At 61.1% G+C, this 23667-nt stretch carries 18 protein-coding genes; 15 read left to right on the top strand and 3 right to left on the bottom strand.

All coding sequences use genetic code 11. The annotated features are described in order from the left end of the window. The first annotated feature begins 6 nt into the window (after positions 1-6). From VJ464_28675 to VJ464_28655, 5 genes are all read left to right on the top strand, one after another. Positions 7-999 carry a dihydroorotate dehydrogenase-like protein gene (locus VJ464_28675; GenBank protein HKQ09132.1) on the top strand — a complete coding sequence of 331 codons (993 nt, stop codon included), beginning with the start codon at positions 7-9 and terminating at the stop codon, positions 997-999. A 100-nt stretch (positions 1000-1099) separates the two neighbouring features. Further along, positions 1100-3037 (top strand): CBS domain-containing protein, encoded by a 1938-nt coding sequence (locus tag VJ464_28670; protein ID HKQ09131.1) that lies wholly within the window; start codon positions 1100-1102, stop codon positions 3035-3037. Between the two features lie 131 nt (positions 3038-3168). Beyond that, positions 3169-3585, top strand: a complete 417-nt coding sequence (locus VJ464_28665; protein ID HKQ09130.1) for a hypothetical protein — start codon at positions 3169-3171, stop codon at positions 3583-3585. Positions 3586-3629: 44 nt separating this feature from the next. Then, positions 3630-4196 carry a hypothetical protein gene (locus VJ464_28660; GenBank protein ID HKQ09129.1) on the top strand — a complete coding sequence of 189 codons (567 nt, stop codon included), beginning with the start codon at positions 3630-3632 and terminating at the stop codon, positions 4194-4196. A 9-nt stretch (positions 4197-4205) separates the two neighbouring features. Next, the gene (locus VJ464_28655) at positions 4206-4637 is read left to right on the top strand and encodes a c-type cytochrome (protein ID HKQ09128.1); all 432 of its coding nucleotides are present in this window, start codon (positions 4206-4208) and stop codon (positions 4635-4637) included. Between the two features lie 104 nt (positions 4638-4741). On the opposite strand, the gene VJ464_28650 is transcribed toward VJ464_28655, so the two are convergent. After that, positions 4742-6064, bottom strand: coding sequence for a citrate synthase (locus VJ464_28650; protein HKQ09127.1), 1323 nt, complete (start codon positions 6062-6064; stop codon positions 4742-4744). A 210-nt stretch (positions 6065-6274) separates the two neighbouring features. Beyond that, positions 6275-8017, bottom strand: coding sequence for an NAD-dependent malic enzyme (locus VJ464_28645; protein HKQ09126.1), 1743 nt, complete (start codon positions 8015-8017; stop codon positions 6275-6277). Between the two features lie 421 nt (positions 8018-8438). Here VJ464_28645 and ccsA point away from each other — a divergent pair, with 421 nt between their 5' ends. The 10 genes from ccsA to VJ464_28595 all read left to right on the top strand — a co-directional run bounded on the left by ccsA (position 8439) and on the right by VJ464_28595 (position 23099). Beyond that, positions 8439-10010 (top strand): cytochrome c biogenesis protein CcsA, encoded by a 1572-nt coding sequence (gene ccsA, locus VJ464_28640; protein ID HKQ09125.1) that lies wholly within the window; start codon positions 8439-8441, stop codon positions 10008-10010. A 523-nt stretch (positions 10011-10533) separates the two neighbouring features. Next, positions 10534-11589 carry a cytochrome c3 family protein gene (locus tag VJ464_28635; GenBank protein ID HKQ09124.1) on the top strand — a complete coding sequence of 352 codons (1056 nt, stop codon included), beginning with the start codon at positions 10534-10536 and terminating at the stop codon, positions 11587-11589. 27 nt (positions 11590-11616) lie between these two features. Further along, a complete protein-coding gene (locus VJ464_28630; GenBank protein HKQ09123.1) occupies positions 11617-13707 on the top strand; it encodes a hypothetical protein in 2091 nt (696 codons plus the stop codon). Between the two features lie 319 nt (positions 13708-14026). Beyond that, positions 14027-14929 (top strand): multiheme c-type cytochrome, encoded by a 903-nt coding sequence (locus VJ464_28625; GenBank protein HKQ09122.1) that lies wholly within the window; start codon positions 14027-14029, stop codon positions 14927-14929. A 333-nt stretch (positions 14930-15262) separates the two neighbouring features. Continuing rightward, the gene (locus tag VJ464_28620) at positions 15263-15589 is read left to right on the top strand and encodes a cytochrome c (protein HKQ09121.1); all 327 of its coding nucleotides are present in this window, start codon (positions 15263-15265) and stop codon (positions 15587-15589) included. 142 nt (positions 15590-15731) lie between these two features. Then, positions 15732-17756 (top strand): cytochrome b/b6 domain-containing protein, encoded by a 2025-nt coding sequence (locus VJ464_28615; protein ID HKQ09120.1) that lies wholly within the window; start codon positions 15732-15734, stop codon positions 17754-17756. 135 nt (positions 17757-17891) lie between these two features. Then, positions 17892-19397: a NapC/NirT family cytochrome c gene (locus VJ464_28610; protein HKQ09119.1), complete on the top strand. Its 1506-nt coding sequence runs from the start codon at positions 17892-17894 to the stop codon at positions 19395-19397. A gap of 178 nt (positions 19398-19575) precedes the next feature. Further along, the gene (hemN, locus tag VJ464_28605) at positions 19576-20997 is read left to right on the top strand and encodes an oxygen-independent coproporphyrinogen III oxidase (GenBank protein HKQ09118.1); all 1422 of its coding nucleotides are present in this window, start codon (positions 19576-19578) and stop codon (positions 20995-20997) included. A 73-nt stretch (positions 20998-21070) separates the two neighbouring features. Continuing rightward, positions 21071-21937 carry a YwiC-like family protein gene (locus VJ464_28600; GenBank protein HKQ09117.1) on the top strand — a complete coding sequence of 289 codons (867 nt, stop codon included), beginning with the start codon at positions 21071-21073 and terminating at the stop codon, positions 21935-21937. Positions 21938-22277: 340 nt separating this feature from the next. Next, positions 22278-23099: a thioredoxin family protein gene (locus VJ464_28595; protein ID HKQ09116.1), complete on the top strand. Its 822-nt coding sequence runs from the start codon at positions 22278-22280 to the stop codon at positions 23097-23099. Between the two features lie 94 nt (positions 23100-23193). On the opposite strand, the gene VJ464_28590 is transcribed toward VJ464_28595, so the two are convergent. Further along, positions 23194-23565, bottom strand: coding sequence for a nuclear transport factor 2 family protein (locus VJ464_28590; GenBank protein HKQ09115.1), 372 nt, complete (start codon positions 23563-23565; stop codon positions 23194-23196). Positions 23566-23667 lie beyond the last annotated feature (102 nt).

Below are 23667 nucleotides of genomic sequence, written 5' to 3'. Positions count from 1 at the left end.
CCCATCATGGACCTGCGAACGGAATATCTCGGACTGACGCTGAAGAACCCCATTGTGCCGTCGTCGTCGCCGCTGTCGTACACGATAGACAGCATCCGCCGCCTCGAAGACGCCGGCGCGGCGGCGGTCGTCATGTATTCGCTCTTCGAAGAACAGATCACCGCAGAGAGTTACTACCTTGATTACTACCTGAGCCACGGCACCGACAGCTACGCCGAATCGCTCAGCTACTTTCCAGAGATGGCGCGCTACAACGTCGGCCCCGACAAGTACCTGGAACTGATTCGCCAGGCCAAAGAGACCGTAGACATTCCCATCATCGGCAGCCTCAACGGCGTATCAACCGGCGGCTGGATCGATTACGCCGGCATGATCGAAGAGGCCGGCGCCGACGCGCTCGAATTGAACGTCTATTATATTCCGACCAGCACCTACCTGGCGGGCGCGGAGGTCGAATACATCTACACAGACATCCTGCGCGACGTCAAAAACAGGGTCGAGATACCGGTGGCCATGAAGCTCAGCCCTTACTTCAGCTCGCCGGCCAACATGGCGCAGCGCCTCTACGAAGGCGGCGCGAGTGGGCTGGTGCTGTTCAACCGTTTCTACCAGCCGGACTTTGATCTCGAAAGCCTCGAAGTCGTGCCCAGCCTGCGCCTCAGCACTTCCGACGACCTGCGGCTGCCGCTGCGCTGGGCGGCCATCCTCTATGGTCATGTGCCTGTAGACTTCGCCATCACCAGCGGCGTGCATACCTATCAAGACACGCTCAAGGCGCTGATGGCCGGCGCCAGGTGCGTGATGATGGCCGCCGAGCTGTTGCAGAACGGCATCGGCCGCATCGCGAAAATCCTCGCCGAGATGAAAGAGTGGATGGAAGGCCATGACTATGAATCGGTCGAGCAGATGATTGGCAGCATGAGCCAGCAACACGTTATCGAGCCAGCCGCCTTTGAGCGCGCCAATTACATGAAGGCGCTGGCGTCCTACAAGAAGTGACAAGTGACAAGTGACAAGTGACAAGACGTGGTCACTCCGCATCCTGTCAAGGCATGGCCAGCGCAGTTCTTCTTGTCACTTGTCACTTTCCCGAGGCGTGATGGGCGAACAACAGGTCAAAGAGGGGAATAAGCCGCAAGAGCTGCGCGTTTTCATTCGCGCGCTGCTCAACGACCTGCGGGCGCTGCGGCAGATCATCGATGCCGGGATGATCGAAAGCGACCGGCGCAGAATTGGCGCCGAGCAAGAGCTCTTTCTGGTCAATCCGGCGTGGCGGCCCGCGCCTGTCGCCATGCCCATGCTTGAGCGCCTTCGCGACCGGCACTTCACCAACGAGATTGCCCTGTTCAACCTCGAAGTCAATCTTGACCCGCTCAATTTTCAGGGCAATTGTCTGGTCGAGATGGAGCGGCAACTGTCTCGGCTGGTTGCCAGGGCGCGGGCCGCGGCGCGAGATTGCAATGCCGATGTGGCGCTCGCCGGCATCCTGCCGACGGTGCGCAAATCCGACCTCGGCCTTGAGAACATGACGCCGAAGCCGCGTTACTTTGCGCTCAACGACGCGCTCAAGCAATTGCGCGGTTGGGCCTACGAGATGAAGATCGCCGGCCTCGACGAGCTTAACCTGCGCCACGAAACCTGGATGATGGAAGCCTGCTGCACCAGCTTTCAGATCCACTTTCAAACCGGCGCCGACGAGTTTGCCAATCTCTATAATCTGGCGCAACTGGTGACCGCGCCGGTGCTGGCGGCGGCGGCCAATTCGCCGCTGTTGTTTGGGCGTAAGCTGTGGCGCGAGACGCGCATTCCGCTCTTCGAGCAGTCGATTGACACGCGCAACGCCAGCTACCACCTGCGCGAGCGCCGCCCGCGCGTCAGCTTCGGCAGCCAGTGGGTCAGGCGCTCGGTGATCGAGCTGTTTAAGGAAGACATCGCGCGCTTCCGCGTGCTGCTGGGCGCTTGCGATGAGGAAGACCCGTTCGAGATGCTGCGCCAGGGGCGCGTGCCAAATCTCTCGGCGCTGCGCATCTACAACAGCACGGTGTGGCGCTGGAATCGCGCCTGCTATGGCATCACAGAGGGTCGCCCGCACCTGAGAATCGAAGCCCGCGCCCTACCTTCCGGGCCGACCGTCGTTGACGAGGTGGCGAACGCCGCCTTTTTCTTCGGCCTGATGAGCGGGTTGTCCGCCGAAGTCCCAGACGTTGCCGGCGCGCTGCGCTTCGAGCAGGCGAAAGCGAATTTCCTGGCGGCGGCGCAGATGGGGCTTGATGCTCAATTTGAGTGGCTCGGCGGTCACGTTCTGCCGGCGCCACAATTGATTCTCAATCACCTGCTGCCGGTGGCGCGCGCCGGCCTGCAAGCTCACCGGATCACGGACGCCGACCGCTACCTCGACATCATCGAAGCGCGCGTGCGCTCGGGGCAGACCGGCGCGCAATGGGCGCTGGGCTCTGTCGCAGAGATGCGCAAGCAGGGCACACGCGACGAAGCGTTGACCTCGCTTGTGGCGACGCTGGTGCGGCGGCAGCACGCCGGAGAGCCCGTACACACATGGCCGCTCGCCGAAGTGATGGAGGATGAGATGGCGCGAACCAGTTACCTGACGGTCGAGGAGTTCATGACCACAGACCTCTTCACCGTTCACCAGGACGAACCGCTCGATCTGGTGGTCAACCTGATGGATTGGAATCACGTCCGCCACGTCCCCGTCGAAGACGAGCAGGGGCGGCTGGTCGGTCTGCTCTCAGTCTTTGAAGTGCTGCGACGGCTCGAAGAGAACGCCTTGCAGGGCCGAGCCGAGCCGGTGGCGGTCAGCCAGATCATGCAGCTCCAGCCGCCGGTGATCGCCCCAGAAACGCCGACGCTCGACGCCATCGCCTTGATGCGGCGCGACCACGTAGACTGCCTGCTGGTGGTCAAAGAGGGCCGTCTGATCGGCCTGCTTACGGAGCGCGATTTCATCACCGTCGCCGCCCGCCTGCTCGGACAGCGAGCGAAAAACTCGAACGCCTCAGCAAATACGGCAACCCTGTGACGGCGGTCACAATCAAGGGTGACACCGGTCATAGCCCGCCTGCCGCCATCGCCCTATAGTGGCAGCGATGGATAATCAATCGGCGAATCACGACTAAGACCGCAAGAGCCGCGCGCCGATCAGGAGGTCTAATGATGAAAGCTTACAGGGTAGGTTTACTGGTCATCGGCGCGCTGCTGGTGGCTTGCGTGATGGGGGCCGCCGGCAACGCCGACGGCGATAAATTGCAGAAAGCTGTCGTGCGCTTTGACGAGCCGGTCAAGCTGCTCGATGTCATCTTGAAGGGCGAATATGTCATCATTCACGACGACGAGCGCATGGCGAAAGGCGAAGCTTGCACCTACGTCTACACTCACGACAACGGCCAGCAGGGCAAGCTGGTGACGTCGTTCCACTGCATCCCGGTGGAGCGTCAGGCGACGGATCACTTCACGGTGCTGATTGGCGGATATGATCCCGCGACGCAATTGCCGGAATTGCTTGAGTACCGATTCGCTGGCAGCAGCGAAGGTCATAAAGTGCCGCGTCCAGCCGCTGTTCACCCGTAGCGAGCTGTAGCCTGACTGGCTGAGACGCGCAAAGGAGGTGTGTCATGCCGATTGCCGCTTATCTAATCCTTGCTATCGCTGCCGTGGCGATTCTCTATTTCGTCGCGCCGCTGGCCGTCAGAACCTTTCTTCGCTTTCGCGGCAAGCGGCTAATCACCTGCCCGGAGACCCGCCAGCCTGCCGGCGTTGACGTGGACGTTAAGCGCGCCACCTTGAGCGCCCTGGCCGGGTCGCCCGATCTAAGGCTGAAGAGCTGCTCGCGCTGGCCCGAACGCCAGGACTGCGGCCAGGAATGCATGCTGCAAATCGAGCTGTCGCCGGAAGACTGCAAGGTGCAGCACATCCTGACGAGCTGGTATGAGGATCGGTTCTGCGTCGGCTGCGGCAAAGCGTTTGGCGAAATTCATCTCTACGATCACAAGCCCGCCTTGCTAATGCCGGATGGCCGCACCGTCGAGTGGCGCGAGCTGCGCGCTGAGCAGATTCCGGCGGCGCTAGAGGCGGCCAAGCCGATCTGCTGGGACTGTCACATTATGAGGACGTTCGTGCGCGAGCATGGCGACCTGGTCGTCACGCGGCCCGCGCGTGACTTGCGCATTGCTCGTAAGTAGGAGGAAGGCATGAAACGGAGACTATTGACGATTGCAAGTATGCTTGCCGCCACATTGTTGGTGTGGGCGATGCCAGGGTCAACCGCGATGGCGCAGAAGTCACAGGCTGCGCCGTCGAGCTATGCGGTGAAGGGCAAGAAACTGTTCACGCAGTACTGCGCCAGTTGTCACGGCACGGATGGCCGCGGCGAGGGGCCTGTGGCGATGGCGCTCAAAGGCACGCCGCCCGACCTGACGATGCTGCAAGCGCCGGGCGAGAAGTTCCCGTTCTATCAAGTGCAGACCAAGATCGATGGCGAAAAAGCCACTAGCGCGCATGGCACGAGCCGCATGCCGGTTTGGGGCACGGTCTTGCGCCGCACACGGGGCGAGTTGCAGAAAGAGGCCGAAATCTACGCGCTCGTCCGTTACATCGCCGCCATTCAACAGCATGTGAATTAGCTCGCGCTGGGCGCGACCGCATAAACGAAGAGTGCCGCCGCTTCACAGGAAGCGGCAGCACTCTTCGTTTATCTACGGCGTTCGGAGCGCCGGCTAGTCGGGGATTAATCGGCTGTCGTAGAGCGCGCTGACGGGGCATCGCCGCGCTGCTCCATCGGCACATAATCGCGCTCGTCATAGCCGAGATAGATCTGCCGCGGGCGGGCGATCTTCTGCTCCTGGTCGAGCAGCATCTCTTCCCACTGCGCCAGCCAGCCGGCAGTGCGCGGAATCGCGAACAGCACCGGGAACATATCTACCGGGAAGCCCATCGCCTGGTAGATGATTCCCGAATAGAAATCAACATTCGGGTAGAGCTTGCGGCTGACGAAGTAGTCATCTTCCAGGGCGATGCGCTCAAGCTCCAGGGCGATGTCGATGACCGGGTTCTTGCCCGTCACCTCGAAGACCTCGTGAGCGATCTGCTTGATGATCTTGGCGCGCGGGTCGTAGTTCTTGTAGACGCGGTGGCCGAAGCCCATCAGCCGCACGTCGCCGTCCTTGACGCGGTTGATGTAGTCGCCGACCTTCTCTTTCGAGCCGATCTCGCCGAGCATCTTCAGCACCGCTTCATTGGCGCCGCCGTGCAGCGGGCCGTAGAGCGCCGCGGCGGCGCCGGCGACTGCCGAGAACGGATCAACGTGCGAGCTGCCGATGCTGCGCATGGCGTTGGTCGAGCAGTTCTGCTCGTGATCGACGTGCAGGATGAACAGCACATCGAGGGCGCGCTCCAGCGTCTGATCCGGCTTGTACTTCACTTCCGTCATCTTGAACATCATGTTGAGGAAGTTGCCGGTGTAGCTGAGATCGTTGTCCGGGTAGTTGTACGGCATGCCGATGCTGTGACGGTAGGCGAAAGCGGCCAGCGTCGGCATCTTGGCCAGCAGCCGATAAATCTGCTTGCGGCGCCCCTCGGCGTCAAAGATGTTCTTAGCATCTTTGTAGAAGGTCGAGAGCGCCCCGACCGTGCTGACCAGCATCCCCATCGGGTGTGCGTCGTAGTGGAAGCCGTCAATGAAGGTCTTGATGTTCTCGTGGATGAAAGTGTGGTGCGTGATGTTCCACGAGAAGTCCTGCAACTCGGCGGCGGTCGGCAGCTCGCCGTGCAATGTCAGGTAAGCGACTTCGAGAAAGTTGCTGCGCTCGGCGAGCTGTTCGATGGGATAGCCGCGATAGCGCAGGATGCCGAGGTCGCCGTCAATGAAAGTGATGCGGCTCTTGCACGACGCTGTGTTCATGAAGGCGGGGTCGTAAGTCATCAGGCCGAAGTCGTCGTCAGCGACTTTGATCTTGCGCAAGTCCATCGCCTTGATGGTGCCGTCGTTGATCGGTACTTCGTACTGCTTGCCCGTGCGATTATCAGTGATCGTCAGGCTTTCTTTGTCCATACCTGCTCCTTTCGGACTGGATGAAGACGGGCCGGACAGCGTCCTTGTGAAGGTCGCCGCCAGCGGCCAGCGGTTTATGAATCGCTGCTATTTGGATGATAGCAGAGAAATGATGAATGATGAAAAGGGGCCGGGGGCCAGGGGCCGGGGGCCGGGCATGAGGGAAGAAGCCTCGATGGCCTGTATCCGGCTCTGGAGGCCGCTTCCAAGTTACTCGGACTTCTCTCCCTGGTCCCCGGCCCCCGGCCCCTGGCCCCTTCTTTTGTACGGCACATAATGCGGCCTCCACATCGTCTCTTCGATGCGCGCTTCGATGTCGTCGCGCGAAGTCGCAACGGCTAGCCCTGAGCGTTGTGCTTCTAAGGCGACGGCCAGGGCGACGCGGCGCGACACCTTGCGGACTTCTTCAAGCGCCGGGAAGAGCGCCGCCGTTTCGTCGTGCAGCGCCGGCGAAAATTCGGCCAGCGCGCGCGCCGCCGCGACGAACATCTCGTCGGTGACGCGCTGCGCGCCCGCCGCAATGATTCCGAGCCCGACGCCGGGGAAGATGAAGGCGTTGTTGCATTGGCCGATGTGAATCACCCGCTTATCGAAGACGACCGCCGGGAAGGGGCTGCCGGTCGCCACCAGCGCCCGTCCATCCGTCCAGTCAATCAGGTCAATGGGCACCGCCTCGCTCTTCGAGGTCGGGTTCGACAGCGGAAAGATAATGGGCCGTTCGACATTCTCGGCCATTTCAATGATGAGTTCTTTGCTGAACGCGCCCGTCTGCGCCGAGGTGCCGATTAGCGCAGTCGGGCGGACGTTGCGCACCGCGTCGGCGAAGCTGATCTGACTGGGGTCGTCGAGTTGCCAGTCGGCGATGCGCTCCGCCGGCTGCGCGTATTTGGCCTTTGCCGGTTCGAGGCCGTTGCGGTCGGCGACCACCAGGCCATAACTATCCACATGAAAGATGCGCGACTTGGCTTCGGCTTCCGAGAGCCCTTCGGTCATCATCGCCGACAGGATGTGGTCGCTGATGCCGTGCGCCGACGAGCCGGCTCCGAGAATCAGGACGCGCTGCCGGCTGATCTTCGTGCCGGTGACTTCGCTCGCCGCCAGCAGTCCGGCCAGCGCCACCGCGCCCGTTCCCTGAATGTCATCATTGAAGGTGCAGAGCTGGCCGCGGTAGCGCTCAAGCAATCGCGCCGCGTTGTTTTTCGAGAAGTCTTCCCATTGCAGCAGCACCTTGGGGAAGCGGCGCTTTACGGCTTGCACGAACAGCTCGACGAACTCGTCATACTGCTCGCCGCGGACGCGCTCGTGCCGCCAGCCGAGATAGAGCGGGTCGTTGAGCAGCTCGCGGTTATTCGTGCCGCAGTCGAGCATGATGGGTAATTGCAAGGCCGGGTGAATGCCGGCGCAGAGCGTGTAAAGCGACAGCTTGCCGACGGGGATGCCCATGCCGCCGACGCCGAGGTCGCCCAGCCCCAGAATGCGCTCGCCGTCTGTAACGACGATCACCTGGGGATTCCGGTTGGGGGCGTTGGCGAGGATGGCGTCAATCTCGTGGCGCTGCGGGTACGAGATGAACAGGCCGCGCGGGCGGCGATAGATGCGGCTGTACTGCTGGCAGCCCTGCCCGACAACCGGCGTATAGATGATCGGCGTCATCTCGGTAATGTGCGCTTGCAGCAGACGGTAGAAGAGGGTTTCGTTGCGATCCTGCAAACTGATCAGGAAGATGTAGCGTTCGATATCGCTGGCTTTGTCTCGGAAGTTGCCATAGGTGCGTTCGAGCTGCTCTTCGACACTCGCCGGATGCGGCGGCAACAGGCCGAGCAGTCCGAACTCGCGGCGCTCGTTTTCCGGAAAGGCCGTGCCTTTGTTGAGCAGCGGGTTATCCAGCAAGGCATGGCCGGTCAGCGTGACTTCGAGGGCTTCTTCCGGGTCGTTTTCATTTCGTCTGATCATGGGTGCAATCATATACAGCTCGCTTTCGGCCCGCAATTTATGCGGGCGAAAAAGGCGGGCGGGAAGGCGCATAACATTTTGCCGGTAGCATCACAGGAATAAAGCCTTCCGCCGCGACCGACGAGCTGGCCGTGGTCGCCGGCAACCGCGTCACTTTGAAGAGCTTTGAAAGGGTTTCACGGGCGCACACACTGACGGTGCAGTACGACCCCGGACGGCTGCCCGTCTACCTCGGATTTGGGCTGCTCACTTTGGCTCTTTGTATGGTATTCTTTTATTCTCATCAAAGAGTGTGGGCCGTCGTAGAGCCTGACGGCAAACACACAACAATATATTTCGGCGGCAATACGAATCGGAACCGGCCCGCCTTCGAGGCCCGTTTCAATTCGCTTGTCGAGTCAGTCGTTGGAGGAAACGCAAAATGAGTCAAGCGATCAAGCCCACTAAGCCCATGGGCAGCGACCTTGAATTGAGCTTCGGCGGCAAGCTCGCGGGGATGGTGCCCGTGATTGCGCCGATGCTGCTGGCCCTCGCTTTCATCCTGTCCCGCCTCTACATCGGCCCGAAAGGGCTGCTCTACGAAGGCGCGATGACCATGCTGGCGCTCATCTGTTATATCAGCGCGGCAGTGATTCTGGTGACCAACCTGTTTGTGCGCGAGAGCGTCTTGCGCAAGCTCGGCCTCTGGGCAACGGCGCTCGGCGTCGCCTTTAACTTTGCCGGCTGGATGATGCGCTGGATCGAAGCCGGCGACGCCGAAGGCTGGAAATCCGGCATCAACGGCATCTGGCGATATTTCCCGCTCGATAATCTCTACCCGCTAACGCTCGGCTTCTGCTTCGGCGGCGCAATGACGACACTGGTGATCATTCGCAAAGAGAAGTACCAGCACATCGGCGCGCTTTCCATGCCGATTGTCACGGTCATCCTGACGATGGCCATGATGCTCGGCAACGCCATCTCGACGCTGCCGCCGATCCTCGACAGCTACTGGCGACCGATTCACGTTTCGATTGCGACCATCGCTTACGGCGTCTGCCTGGTGAGCTTTGGCCTGGCTGTCGCGTACCTGCTCAGGGACGGCGTGCGGACGGAAGCCCTGGCCATCGCGACGGCGCTTTACGGCGTGCTAGGGGTGTATGTCTGGGTCGGCCATTCACAGGTGCCTTTGAGCATGGAATATGGCGTGTCGATGATGATGGGCCGCTCGACTTTTCCCGTGCGCGCCACCTTGCCCGGCGTCGGCCCTTTGATGGAGCTGACTTTTATTTCCATCGGCCTGGCGCTGCTGCTGTTCGTCATTGACTGGTTCCGCCGCGACGCCAAAGTCAATCGCCTGGCGTGGCGGCTGTTCGGCGTCGCCGCGGGCCTGCAAGCCCTGGTGCTCGGCGTGCTCTTTTATCAACTGAAGACCATCAATAATCTCGCCGCGCATGTGCCGGCGAGCGCCCTGCCGAAGTTCGGCGAGTGGCTGGCGACGCAAAATAACGTCGCCATTCCGCCGGCGCAGTACGCCACGGTGGCGCAGAGTTTCTTGCAAGAGCGCTCCGCGGATTTCACCGTCAGCGCGCAATCGAATCCGGTCGAGATCGGCGGCTTGATCGGCCTGTTCGTGGCGCTGGTCCTGGTGGCGCTCTTCGCCTGGAAGCGCGAGCGCGTGGTCTCGGCATTGCCACAGTTACCGCAGATTGACGGGCTGTTATATCGCACGGTCGGCGTCGCCTTCCCGCTGCTGTCGCTGTTGCTGATCACCGGCGCGGTGTGGGCCAACGAGTCGTGGGGGCGCTACTGGGGATGGGATTCGAAAGAGGTCGGCGCGCTGGTCGCGTGGATGGCTTACGCGGGCTTCCTGCACACGCGCATCGCGCACGGCTGGCGCGGACGGCGCAGCGCCTACTTCGCGCTGCTCGGTTTTGCGCTGGTCATCTTCACCTGGCTGGGCGTGAGCTTCTTACTACCGGGCCTGCATTCTTACGCCGAGCCCATGAGCTAACGAGAAGGCAAAAGGCAAAAGGCAAAAGGCAAAAGGCAAAAGGTCGGCAGGGGAGCCAATAGATAGGATCGCGCGCTTTCACCATTCGTCTCTTCCTATCTATTCATCCGGCTCCGCCACTTTTGCCTTTTGCCTTTTGCCCTTTGCCTTTTGCCTTGCGGCGCAGCCGCAGCCGCCTACCTGCCTGGGTATTTCCCCTCATGAGCTTGCGGAAATTCTCGCAGGCCGAGCGCCGCTCAGGGGCGTGAAAACGCTGATCCGTTGCGTCTATCTGCTGGCCACTTACCACCCTCTTCCAATTTAAACTGCATCGCTAAAGGGCAATTCCGCTGACGCCGGCGTGAGTGGCGAATTCTTCAACGCTCCTGTTGAGGTTGTGAACAGAAATTGCGATAGGTCGGGCTGGTTGGTTGTAAACGCTGCTTACAGGTTGTGACGCCTATCACAGGCGCTTGTGACAGCGCGCATCGCAAGGCCCGCACCAACGATTTACATTGGTTGGCGAAGAGAAGGAGGGGAGTGAATGGATCCCTTAAAGCACATCAAAATACTCGTCATCGCCGGTTGCCTGGCGCTGGGGCTCGTGCTTGTGACCGTTAGCTCGCTGTCCGTGAAGACAGAGGCGAGCGACAAGAGCGCCCCCGCCGTGACCGCCGCGAATACCGCTCAATCAGATTTTGTCGGCAGCGAAACCTGCCAGTCCTGTCACGAAGACCAATTCAACAGCTTTGCCAAGACCAAGCATTCCAGGCTGGCGCACGCCGGCTGGAAGGCCGAAAAGCAAGGCTGCGAATCCTGCCACGGTCCTGGTAAGGCGCACGTTGAAGGCGGCGGCGACAAGACCAAGATCCGCACCTTCGAGGGTGAAACCCCGAAGCAGAAATCCGAAGCCTGCCTGAATTGCCACGCCGGCAAAGAAGAGCACAACAACTACCGCCGCGGCGAGCACTGGCGCAATGACATCGGCTGTGTGGATTGCCACTCGCCGCACGTCACCTCGAAAGACGCCCAGCGGTTGGTCGGCCCGGCGGTCGGACGCCACGACGTGGCTTCGTCGATTGTGCCGCTCAGCCCGTTTGGCGAGCGCAGCAGCCGCGTCGAGCCTGAGAAAATGCTGGTGCGCAACGAGCCGCAGCTCTGCCTGATCTGCCACAACGAGATGAAGGCGCAGTTCACGCAGCCCTTCCATCACCGCGTGCTGGAAGGCACGATGAAGTGCAGCGATTGCCACAACCCGCACGGCGGCTTCGAGCAGAAACAGGCCAAGCTCGCCGTCGGCGTTGACGCCGCCTGCATCAAGTGTCACGCCGACAAGCAAGGGCCGTTCGTCTACGAGCACGCGCCGGCGAAGGTCGAAGGCTGCACCATGTGCCATAACCCGCACGGCTCGGCCAACGCCAAGATGCTGACGCGCAGCAATACGGCGCAGCTCTGCCTGGAATGCCACAGCAATCTGCAAACGCCTGGAGCGCCGAATACGCCGTCATTCCACAACATCACGACGGCGCGCTTCCAGAACTGCACGACCTGTCACGCGAAGATTCACGGCTCGAACACGCACCCGTTCTTTTTCCGATAAGGGCACAGGGGAGATGGAGGAATGACCATGAAAAACAGACTTGGATTCACACTGCTTTTCCTGCTGGGGTTCGTGCTCGGCCTGATCTTGATGGCCAACGACGCACGCGCTCAAGAGCCTGCGCCCGCCGATAAGACGACAGCCAAGACGACAGCCAAGCCCGCCGCCACGGACAACGCCAACGATGGCCCGTGGACGGTGGTGTCGAGCATCGAGCTTGGCGTGCGCGGCCTCGGCATCCACGGCAACGCCGACAAATACCGCAGCGACCTGAACTATCAGCCCGGCTTCCGCGTCTTTGACGCCGAGCTGCTGATGAAGTCGAACCACAATGACGGGCTGCTGTTTGATTCGCTGATGGTCAACTCGTTCGGCTGGGCCGAAGACCCGAACCGTTACCTGCGGGTGGACGTCGAAAAGACGAAAGCCTATCACTTCGACGCCAATTATCGCCGCTTCGATTACTTCAACAGCCTGCGCAACTACGCACTCAACCAGCACATCTCGAACACAGAGTACCGTCAGGGCGACTTCAACCTGACGCTGCTGCCGGCGAACCCGCACTTCCGCGTGAACCTCGGCTACTCGCTCGACCGCAACAGCGGCCCGGCAGTTCACACCTACGACTATCAGCGCGACGAATACCCTGTGCTGGCGCCCTCGCGTTACGGCGCGGACGATTACCGCGCCGGCTTCGACGCCCGTTTGTGGAAGGTTGACGTGTCGTTTATGCAGGGCTGGCGCTTCTTCAAAGACGACACGACCTATCTGACTGACCAGTTCCAGATCGGTAACAACCCGACCAACACGTCTGTGCTCAGTTCCTACAGGCGCGATCAGCCGACGCGCGGCGACACGCCTTACACGCGGCTGAGCCTGCACACCTTCCTGGCTAACCGGCTCGACGTCACCGGGCGCTTGATCTACGCCAAGACGACGAGCAAGTTCACCATGCTCGAAACCGCCACGGGGGTTGACGGCTCAGGACAAAAAATCAAGTCGGACACCTTCACGGCGCTCGGCACGACCGAGCGCCCGGACCTGATGGGCGATGTCGGCGTGACCTTCCGTTTAACGGATCGCATCCGCATCTCCGACACCTTCCGCGCCAACAACTTCCGCATCGATGGCGGCAACGAAGTGGCCGAGGCGCTCTTCAGGACGCGCATTCTTCAGGGCAACGAAGTGCCGGTGCTGCCGCTCATCACTGACACCGCGGCGCTGCGGACGATCAACTATCGTCGCTATCTCAACCTCTTGGAAGGCGACATCGAGATTCATCCGCGCTTCAGCCTGCACCTCGGCTACCGCTACACGGATCGCCGCGTCGAACAGCGCGCCCAGGACGTTAACCTGATCACCGGAGTCGAGCCCGAGCCGGAAACCGATCTGTTCACCAACTCGACGAACACCTTTATCCTCGGCTTCCGCGCCAAGCCGTTGAAAGTCTGGTCGCTCTACTTCGACATGGAGCACGGCGAGACCGACAACGTCTTTACGCGGACGGCGAGCTACGACTACACCAACTTCCGCGTGCGCAGCATCCTGCGCCCGACCAAGACGATTGCCATCAACACGTCGCTGGTGACCAAAGACAACACCAACCCGACGGTGGCGATTGATGGGCGTGATTTTGGCGCCGACGTGAATGTCCGAAACTTCACGACCTCGTTCGACTGGGCGCCGAACAACCGCTTCTTTTTCAACAGCGGCTACACCTACCAGCATGTGACGAGCGAAGCCCAGGTCGTTTACTTCCTGGCGAGCAGTGTGAAGGTCAATGGCATCAGCCGCTACTTCCTGAAGGACAGCTTCGCCTTTTTCACGGCCTTCTACGAAGTGCATCCGCGCCTGCGGCTCTATGGCGGCTATCGCTTCCACCGCGACCCCGGACAGGAAGGCCGGCTCAGCTCGCCGACCACAGGGCTGCTGATCGCGTCGTACCCGTACCAGTTCACCTCGCCCGAAGTGAAAGCTTCGGTGAAGCTGCACGAGCGGCTGGATTGGATCGTCGGCTATCAGTACTTCGACTTCAAAGAGAAGTTCGTCAACAACCAGTTTTACCAGGCGCACCTGCCGTACACGTCGCTGCGTTTCTACTTCGGGCGGCGCGAGTAGTCGGGGTTTGGTAAGGCTGATTACAGCAGCGGTTCATTGACAACCGAATAGCTGGTGGGCAAACAACCAACATCCGCCGGGCCAGCGCCCGGTGGCACAGCAAGCCGAGCGACCGCGCGGCGGTTCGGAGTCCGCAACGCTCCCGACCGCCGCCGGGCGCTTTCATCATTAACCGTTTCGCAAGCGACCCGCATGGGTCATTTCCATGCAGAAAGTCAAACATCATCCCCTGTGGGGAGATAAATAACGACCAGCGTGTCAGAGCGTAACCACTGGCCACTCCTACGGGGGCATCATACCTAATCTGGAGATGGCAATTATGTCCAAAAGATTCATGCAGCTCGTTACCCGAGCAATCCTCCTCGTCGGCCTCCTGGCCCTTACCCAGGCCGTTCAGGCACAAAACCCGACCCCCTCGATGTACAACCGGCCCGATTACAATTACAGCGAGTCGTCCAGTTGTATAAACTGCCACTTCGTGCGCGGCGCGGCGGGCGCCGACCACAACCTCGAAGCCGTCGGCATCATGTACGACGACACGAAGAAGAACTTCTACCTGACCGGCGGCGGCTGGCGGTCGTCGCAGCACGCCCAGTCGAATTACAAATCGACGCAGAACACCAACTGCGCCAAGTGTCATTCGCCGCTACAGGCGACTGCCGAAGCGGTCTTCTCGCCCGGCGCCTCGGAGCCCATCGCGGACGGCATGGTTGAAGGCGTCACCTGCGCCGCCTGCCATCCGAGCCACAACGCCGCCGTCGTCCTGGGCCGCCGCCTCGGCGTCTACAAGCTCGGCATGGATCGGGCGACCGCCGAAGCTTATGACGTGGTTCACGAGGGCGACGAAGATCGCCTATGTTTGAACTGTCACGAGAAACGTCACAACGAAGGCAACCCGGTCTTCGACATCATGTATGTTGCCGGCGTCCGCTGTATTGATTGTCACATGGCAGTCTACGGCCCGATGCAGGCGAACCCGGCGATTGAGAAGCGCGCCCATGACTTCAAAGTCGCCAAGAACCTGCCCTACTCCTGCGGCGTGCAGGGCGCGGTGGTGAGCTGCCACCCCGGCTTCAGCGCCGAAGCCACGGCGGCCTTCATCCCCTATATGAAAGACCAGCACCGCGAGATGTGGGTCAAGAATTCGAGCACCAAGAAGCTCACCAACGCCGTGCAGTACATGAAGCTCTGGCGGCAGCTCGAAGAGCAGGCGCAACGTTGAAGGCAAAAGTAAAAAGTAAAAAGGCAAAAGGTCGGCAGGGGAGTGAATAGGTAGCCTGAGGCTATCTTTTATTCCGGCTCCGCTACTTTTGCCTTTTGCCTTTTTACTTTTGCCTTCCCACCGCGGGTGGGCAATTCCTCGCAAGCGTTTGGGCCATTTTCCTCGAAGCCGCAGGCGACGGGTCGGCGAAAGTGCGAATTCCTGGGGTTTTGAGCGGGGAATGAGGGTTGCCTTACTGGTTGGCGACGGCCCGCACGAGGGCCGCGACGGGCGGTGCGACTGCCAGCTCAGGAAGTGACCGCCGCAGACATTTTGAAGAAAGGTGATGTAGAAATGAAACTCTCGACCAAACGGATCAAGTTGACGGTAATCACAACCATGTCGGCACTGGCGCTGGCAGTCACGTTCGCTTTCCAGCCCGCGACCCGCGCCTCTGTCGCCGTTGACGACGCGGCAGCGACCTACACGGCCAAGTGCAAGATGTGTCACGGCGCCAACGCCGAGAAGAACTTTGACGCCACGCTATCCGACGCCGACCTGCTGAAAGCCATCGTCGAAGGCAAAACCTCTGCCGAAGGCAAAAAGATGCCGGCTTTCAAATCCATGAGCGAGGATGCGGCCAAGGCGCTCATCGCTCACATGAAATCGCTCAAGCAGTAGATCGGGTTCCTTGCGAAGAGGCGGGCGGCGACCCGCCGGGTTCTTTCTGGTTAGCTCTCGTCGTTAATGACCACCTCCCATGCCCGATGCACGGCATTGCGTGTGGGAGGCATTTTTCAGCCCCGCTGGAAGAGGTGAGACGATGAAGCGCGTGGCCCTTCTACCTTTCTTATTCTTTTTCTTCTGGGCCGGCCAGTGGGTTGCGGGGACGTCGGCGACGATTGCCGCCGGCTCTGAATTGACGAATAGCGATTGTCTCGCTTGCCATAACGATCCGAAGCTGGCCAGAGAAGTGGACGGCAAAGTCGCCAGCCTGCACGTCAACGACTACGCCTTTGCCGGCTCGGTGCATGCGGCGCTCAACTGTACGAGCTGCCACGCGGACATCAAGCAACTGCCGCACGGCGCGACCCAGAAAGTCACCTGCGGCCAGTGTCACACCGACGCTAACGCCGCTTATGGCCACGGCCTGCATGCGCGCGCGATTCAGAACGGCGAGAACCGCGCCGCCACCTGCACAGACTGCCACGGCGACGCGCACCGGATTTTGCGCTCGTCCAAGGCCGGCGCGTTGACCAATCACCGCAACATCGCGCAGACCTGTGGCCGCTGTCACGGCGAGAAGTTTGTCATGGAAGGCACAGGGCTGACGAACCGGCCTTTCCTCTCTTACCAGGAGAGCGTGCATGGCCACGCCGTCGCCGAGGGGAATGCCGTGGCGGCGACCTGCACAGATTGTCACGGCAGCCACGACATCCGTCCGCCGAGCGATGTTGAGTCGCCGATCTTCAAGCTCAACGTGCCGAAGACCTGCGGCCAGTGTCATCCGGGCATCGCGCAGGAGTTCCGCGACAGCATTCACGGCCAGGCGGTGAGCCGCGGCAACAGCCGCGCCCCGGTCTGCACCGATTGTCACGGCATTCACATGATCAAGCCGCACATTGATCCCAGCTCATCGGTTGCGGCGCAGGCGCTGGCGCGGACGACCTGCGCTCAGTGCCACGAAAGCGTCAGGCTGTCTGAAGAGTTTGATGTCGCCGCGCACCGCGCCAGCTCGTACCTCGACAGCTATCATGGGCTGGCCTCGGAGCTGAGATCGAAGAAGGTCGCCAACTGCGCGAACTGTCACGGCGTGCATAACATCCTGCCGTCCACGGATGCGCGCTCGACAATCAACGCCGGCCACCTGCGCGACACCTGCGGCAAGTGCCACCCCGGCGCGAGCGATGCGTTCATCCAGGGCAAGATTCACCTGGACGGCGCCGCCTCGGCTGGCGACATCGGCTCGCGGGCGACGAATGTCGTGCGCTGGGTTTATCTGAGCCTGATCGTTCTGACCATCGGCGGCATGCTGCTGCACAACGGGCTGATCTGGCGCAAGAAGCTCCTGGCGCACCACCGCACCAGCGAGCGCTCGCTGGTGCGCATGACCGGCCAGCAGCGCGCCCAGCACTGGCTGTTGTTGGTGAGCTTCTTTGTGCTGGTCTTGACCGGCTTCGCGCTCAAGTATCCCGAATCGTGGCTCGGCCTGGTCTTCGGCGGCAGCGAGGCGCTGCGCCGCATTCTGCACCGCGGCGCGGCGGTCGTCATGCTGGGGGTCAGCCTTTATCATCTGGTCTACATCTTCCTGACCGGTGAAGGCCGCGGCAGCACGCTTGCCATGCTGCCGCGCTTGAAAGATGCGCGGGACGTAAAGCAGAACCTGCTTTACCTGCTGGGGCGGACGAGCGAGCGCCCGAAGTTCGAGCGCTTCGGTTACGCCGAGAAGGTGGAATACTGGGCGCTGATCTGGGGCACCTTCATCATGGGCCTTACGGGACTGATGATCTGGTTCAAGCTCGAATGGTTCAGCTTCGCGCCGCGCTGGTTGATTGACGTGGCGACGGCGGTTCACTTCTACGAAGCGATCCTGGCGACCGCCGCCATCATCGTCTGGCACTTCTACCACGTCATCTTCGACCCGGACGTTTATCCGCTCAATCTGGCGATGGTCGACGGGCGCGTGTCGGCGCACTGGTACAGCGAAGAGCATGAGCTTGAGTATGAAAGAATCATGCGCGGCAAAAGCCTGGAGGCCGCGTCAACGAGAAAATCCCCCTCGACGGAGCCGGGGCAGAATAAAGGCAGCGGCTATGATACCGCTCCCGCGCCGTCCGAGGGGGATTGAGTTCGGCGCGCGCCGGTCGCCGCCCCGGCGCGCGCTTTCGGTTCGAAGTGGCGCAAGGCGGTTAGCTTGCGTCAGCCCGAGCGCAAGCTAACCGCCTTGCGCTACATTGCAGCTCTAGAACTTTGAGAAACCTCCATGACCGCAAGTACAAAAAAAACGCCGAGCCTCTTTCGCAACCTCATCAGCCTCGCCGGCACGGCCATCGCCATCGCCGCGCTGCTGAGCATTATCTTCCTCTTCCTGATCGAGCTGTCGGCGACCAACGAGAACCCTTACATCGGCATTTTCACTTACATCGTTTTTCCGGGGGGCTTGATCTTCGGGCTGGCGGTGGTCTTCGTGGGCGCGCTCATCGAGCGCCGCAAACGACGCCGCATGGCGCCAGATGAGATCGGCGCTTATCCACTGATTGACCTGAACGACCCGCGCCGCCGCCGCCGGCTATTGATCTTTGCCGGCGTCACCTTCGTCTTCCTGCTGGTCAGCGCCTTCGGCAGTTACCGGGCGTTTGAGTATACCGAATCGGTAGCCTTCTGCGGCCAGGCCTGTCATTCGGTGATGAACCCTGAGTTCACTGCCTACCTGGCATCGCCGCACGCCCGCGTGCGCTGCGTTGATTGCCACGTCGGGCCGGGCGCCGGCTGGTACGTGCGCTCGAAGCTGTCGGGGGCTTACCAGCTCTACTCGGTGACCTTCAAGAAATTCCCGCGCCCGGTGCCGACGCCTGTGCATAACCTGCGCCCGGCGCAAGATACCTGCGAGCAGTGCCACTGGCCGCAGAAGTTCTTCGGCGCGCAGTTGAAAATCTTTAATCGCTTCGGCTACGACGAGCACAACACGCCGAAGCAGATTCGCATGCTGATCAACGTCGGCGGCGGCAGCCCCGAAAGCGGCCAGGTCTCCGGCATTCACTGGCACATGAACATCGCCAACGAAATCACCTACGCGGCGACCGACGACCACCGGCAGGTGATCCCCTGGGTCAGGATGAAAGACCGCCAGGGCAACATCACCGAGTTCACGGCGAAGAATTCAAAGCTGACGCCGGAACAGATCGCGCCGCTCACGCAGCGCCGCATGGATTGTGTGGACTGTCACAACCGCCCGTCGCATCAATATGTGCCGCCGGATCGCGCCGTCAACGAGGGCTTCGTGTCGGGCCGGCTCGATGTCTCGATACCGTTTCTGAAACATCAAGCGGTCGAAGCCCTTACCAAAACCTATACGACAACCGACCAGGCCATGCGCGAGATTGACGCCAGCCTCGACGGCTATTATCGCAAGAACTATCCCGACCTCTACAGCAGCAAGCCGGAGGCGATACGCAGCGCCATCACGGAAGTCCAGCGCATCTTCAAGACCTACATCTTCCCTGAGATGAAGGTAGACTGGCAGACCCACCCCGACAACATCGGCCATATGTACTTCCAGGGCTGCTTCCGCTGCCACGACGGCCAGCATGTGAGCAAAGAAGGCACAGTCATTCGCAACGACTGTAACATCTGTCACACGGTGCTGGACCAGAGCGAAGGCGGCAAGCCGGTGCCGATCAAAGACAATTCCTTCTCACACCCGCTCGACATGGATGTCAGCGGCAGCAACTGTGCCGACTGCCACACGGGGAAGGGGATTAAACAATAACGGCGACGCGTCTCGGCATCCTTTCGTCTGCGAAATTCCACGCGGGCTGTTGAGCAATTTTCCGCACGCCTCCTGGCGCGCGACACCTAAGTTGTTGGTTTTAAGCGCCTGCGGCGCGGTATGACGGTTGCCTTTCCTCTTATGAATCTCAAGAACAAAAACAAAACAGGAACCGATCATGACGACGAGAGAGACTTTAGATTTCACCCTCAACGGCGAACGCCTCGCCGTTTCGCCCGCGACGCTTGAGAAGTACAACCAGCCCGGCCCGCGCTATACGAGCTACCCGACCGCCCCGGAATGGGACGACCAGTTCGATGAAGCCGCATGGCGTGAGGCGCTCGATGAAGCCAATGGCAAGCCGCAGCCGGCGCCGCTGTCGCTCTACTTTCACATCCCCTTTTGCGAGTCGCTCTGCCTCTACTGCGGCTGCAACGTGGTCATCAGCAAAAAGCATGAGGTGGCGCACCCTTACCTTGAGGCGCTGAAGCGCGAGACCGATTGGCTGAGCGCCGCTGTGCTGCCGTCGCGCAAAGTCGAGCAACTGCACTGGGGCGGCGGCACGCCGACTTACCTGACGCCGGCGCAGATCGAAGACCTCTACGGCCACATCCAGAAACGTTTCCGCTTTTCTGAAAGCGCCGAGATCAGCGTCGAAGTTGACCCGCGTGTGACGACCCCAGAGCATGCGCTCGCCATGCGGCGCGTCGGCTTCAACCGTGTCAGCATGGGCATACAGGATTTCGATCCGCTGGTGCAGCAGACCATCCGCCGCATCCAGCCTTATGAGCCGACGCGGCAATTGTTCGATTACTGCCGCGAGATCGGTTATGAGAGCATCAACATCGATCTGATCTACGGGCTGCCGCACCAGACCGCCGCCAGCTTCAGCGATACGATTGACAAGGTCATAAAGATGCGGCCCGACCGCATCGCCGTGTTCAGCTACGCGCACGTCCCCTGGATGAAGAAACAGCAGGGCAGCTTCGCGCGCCACCTGCCCGACGGCATAGAGAAGTTCCGCATTCTGACGAGCGCCATCGAGCGCTTCACCGAAGCGGGCTTCCGCTACATCGGCCTGGATCACTTCGCCCGGCCCGATGACGAGATCAGCCGCGCACAGGACGAGCGCACCTTGCACCGCAACTTTCAGGGCTACACGACGAAGGCGGGCTGCGATCTCTACGCGATGGGTGTCAGCTCGATCAGCGGCCTCGAAGACGCTTACGCGCAAAACTGGCGCGAGTTGCCGCGTTATTACGAGGCGATTCAAGCGGGCCGCCTACCGGTGATGCGCGGCATGCATGTGAGCCAGGAAGATAAGCTGCGGCGCGCTGTCATCAACCGCTTGCTCTGCCACTGCGTGCTGGTGAAAAGCGAAATCGCCCGCGAGTTCGATATCGATTTCGACGCCCACTTCGCGCCGGAGCTGAGCCGTCTGGCGGAGCTTGAGCGCGATGGGCTTGTCGTCATGGGCGGCGACCGCATCGCGGTCGCGCCGCTGGGCCGCATCTTCATCCGCAACGTGGCAATGGTTTTTGACGCTTACTTGAACCAACCCGAAATGGCGAGGCGACAGGTTTTTTCTAAGACACTTTGATGGGGCTTGTTGATTGGCCGGCGCTGTGAGCAATCCGCCGGGATTGGGAACGAGCAAGGAACGGGAAACGATTATGGACATCATAAAACCTGAATTAATCTTGAACGCGGCCCTAGCGCCGCCGGCGCGTCCGACGCCGAAGCGAAAGATTCGCTCGGCGCTGCGACTGCCGAGAGAGCATGGCGCGTGGGCTATGCTCTATGTGCCGCTGGTCGCGGGGGCGCTGGTCGCGGCGAGCTTCAACCTGCGCGTCGTCTGGTTATTCTTCTCGACGACGTTTCTGTTCATCGCCCGCGAATCGCTGCTCGCGTGGTGGCGCGGGCGGCGCCGCGGCCAGCCGCAGCCGCAGGCCTTCAAAAGCCTGGTGATTTACGCGCTGCTCGCAGGGACGAGCGGTGCGCCGCTCATCCTGGTCTACAAGCTCTACTGGCTGATCCCGATGGCAGCGGCGACCGCCGGGCTGCTCTTTTATAATGCCGAACAGGCGACGCGCCGCGAAGACCGCACGATTGCTGGCGAGGTCATGGCGATCCTCGGACTGACGCTGACCGCGCCGTCAACCTATTATGTGGCGTGCGGCGCGTGGGACGCGGCGGCGCTGTGGCTGTGGGCGCTGTGCGCGCTCTATTTCACGAGCAGCGTCTTTTATGTCAAGCTGCGCGTCCACTGGCTGAACCGGCGCAAGCAAGAGCAGCGGCGGCAGTCGTGGTGGCGCTGTGCGCTCTATCACACGGCACTGCTGGCGGGGCTGGTGATCGCAGGCGTTACCAGCAATCTCAGCCTGCTCGTGCTGCTGGCCTTTGCGCCGGTGCTGGGCCGTTCGTTCTGGCACCTGGCGAAGCCTACGGAGCGGATCAACCTCAAGCGCGTCGGCATGACCGAGATCGTCTACTCGCTGGTCTTTCTGGTCTTCATCACCCTGACCTTGCGACCGTTGTAACGTAGTGGGTGATGGGTCGTCGGGCTGTGGAATTCTTCGCGGCGGGCGCGGAGTTTTACCCGACGCGCGGCGGGCGGTACGCGGTTTTCCAATGGTTAGCCGCGGAATTGGCCTGGCACCCTCATTGCAGATGAGATCAACGGAGGGCGTGGGCCGGAGTCATTTTCCAGCGTGACTTCGACTTACGCCTTTTCCTGTTTATGGCGCGCGCCTTCTCGCCCAATATCTCCATCCTATCTCGGAAAAGATGACGGCAGGTAAACTCTCATGGCAAGATGAAGAGTCAGCGGAAATTCATGTGCCGGGTTGTTTGCGAGGCTGTTGAAGGGCGGAGGTGAGAATGTCGAAGTGCAAATGGTTTCTATTCGTCTTGCTGATGGCCTGCGCGGTGGGGCGCGGGCAGGAGCAGGGCTCGACGATCAAGTGGACCGATGCGACGCGCGACGTTTACGTCGCCGGTCAGGTGGATCGGGCGATTCAAGTCTTTTATTCGGAAACTCCCAAACGCATGGCGCTGGTGGTGCCAAGCCTCGACCGCGTCATCGAGCTTGATCTGGATATCAATATGGTCGGCACGGTGCCGAAATCCGCATGGCAGGTTGCCGCCGACCGCACCACGGCGACTTCCGACGCGCGCGCCGTGGCCGACATCGCCGGCCCGCTCACCGCTGTCGATGACACCACCTACACCTTCGACTTGAACGGCAAAGCCTATCTGGTCATGCGGCATAAAGGGCTGGTGGGCAATCTGAGCGAAGCCAATATCTGGGACGACGTGCCGATCTGGCGGACCTTGATGAACAAGTATCAGCCCGACGCGCCGTCGGTGGCGGCGCTCAAGCAGAACAAGCCGGACACCACCGTCATCATCGCCGCCGGCACTTGGTGCGGCGACAGCAAACATTATGTGCCGCAGTTGCTGCGGGCGCTGCACGAAGCCCATAACAAGCACATCAAGATCAAGCTGGTCGGCATCGCCAACAAGTTTGTCGAGCCCGCTGAGTTCGTCAAGCAGAACGACATCAAGAAAGTTCCGACCGTGATCGTCGAGCGCGATGGCCACGAGATCGGGCGCATCATCGAAACCCCCTCCGCCAAGACGATGGAGGAAGACCTGGCAGCTATCCTCGCGCGCAAGCCGTATGTGCGCAAAGACCCGTAAGCCGTTACCCACACGAATGCCCACAGGTGAGCCGCGACGACCATCACGGCCCGAATTGCGGCGCGTGCGAAGGGCTCGACGAATGTCCCGCCGCTTACATGCCGTAAGGGTTATCGATGACGAACAGCCAGGAGCCGTCGGCCTGGCGGCGCGCGACATCTGCCGTCTGCCCCGCCAGATCAACCGCCGCGCCGGTGGGGTCTGTGCCTTTCAAGGTCCACTTCGAGATGATCAGCGCAAGGTCGCCGGCCTCGATGATGTTTCCGGGCTGCATACTGAATTCGGCATTGAGCGCCAGAAAGCCGCCAAGGGCTTCGCGGATCGCGGCGTGGCCGTTGACGATCAGGCCGGGCTGCGGCATAAAGGCGGCGTCGGGCTCGTAGAGCGCCAGGATGGCGTCGGCGTCTTTGGCGAGAAAATGTTTGCTGAACAGATCGTGCATCTCATGCGGGCTACGCGCTGGCATTTGCTTCCCTCCGGTTTATAATGGCAAGGGCAATGTAAGCATAGCCGCAAGCAACAGGCAAGCTCTTGGTGTCGGCAATCAGCCGGTGGATTTTGCAAGGCC

The organism is Blastocatellia bacterium, assembly GCA_035275065.1.
Classification (GTDB): domain Bacteria; phylum Acidobacteriota; class Blastocatellia; order UBA7656; family UBA7656; genus DATENM01.
Note: the sequence above shows the minus strand (reverse complement) of the source record. Positions and strands in the feature narration are given on the sequence as shown.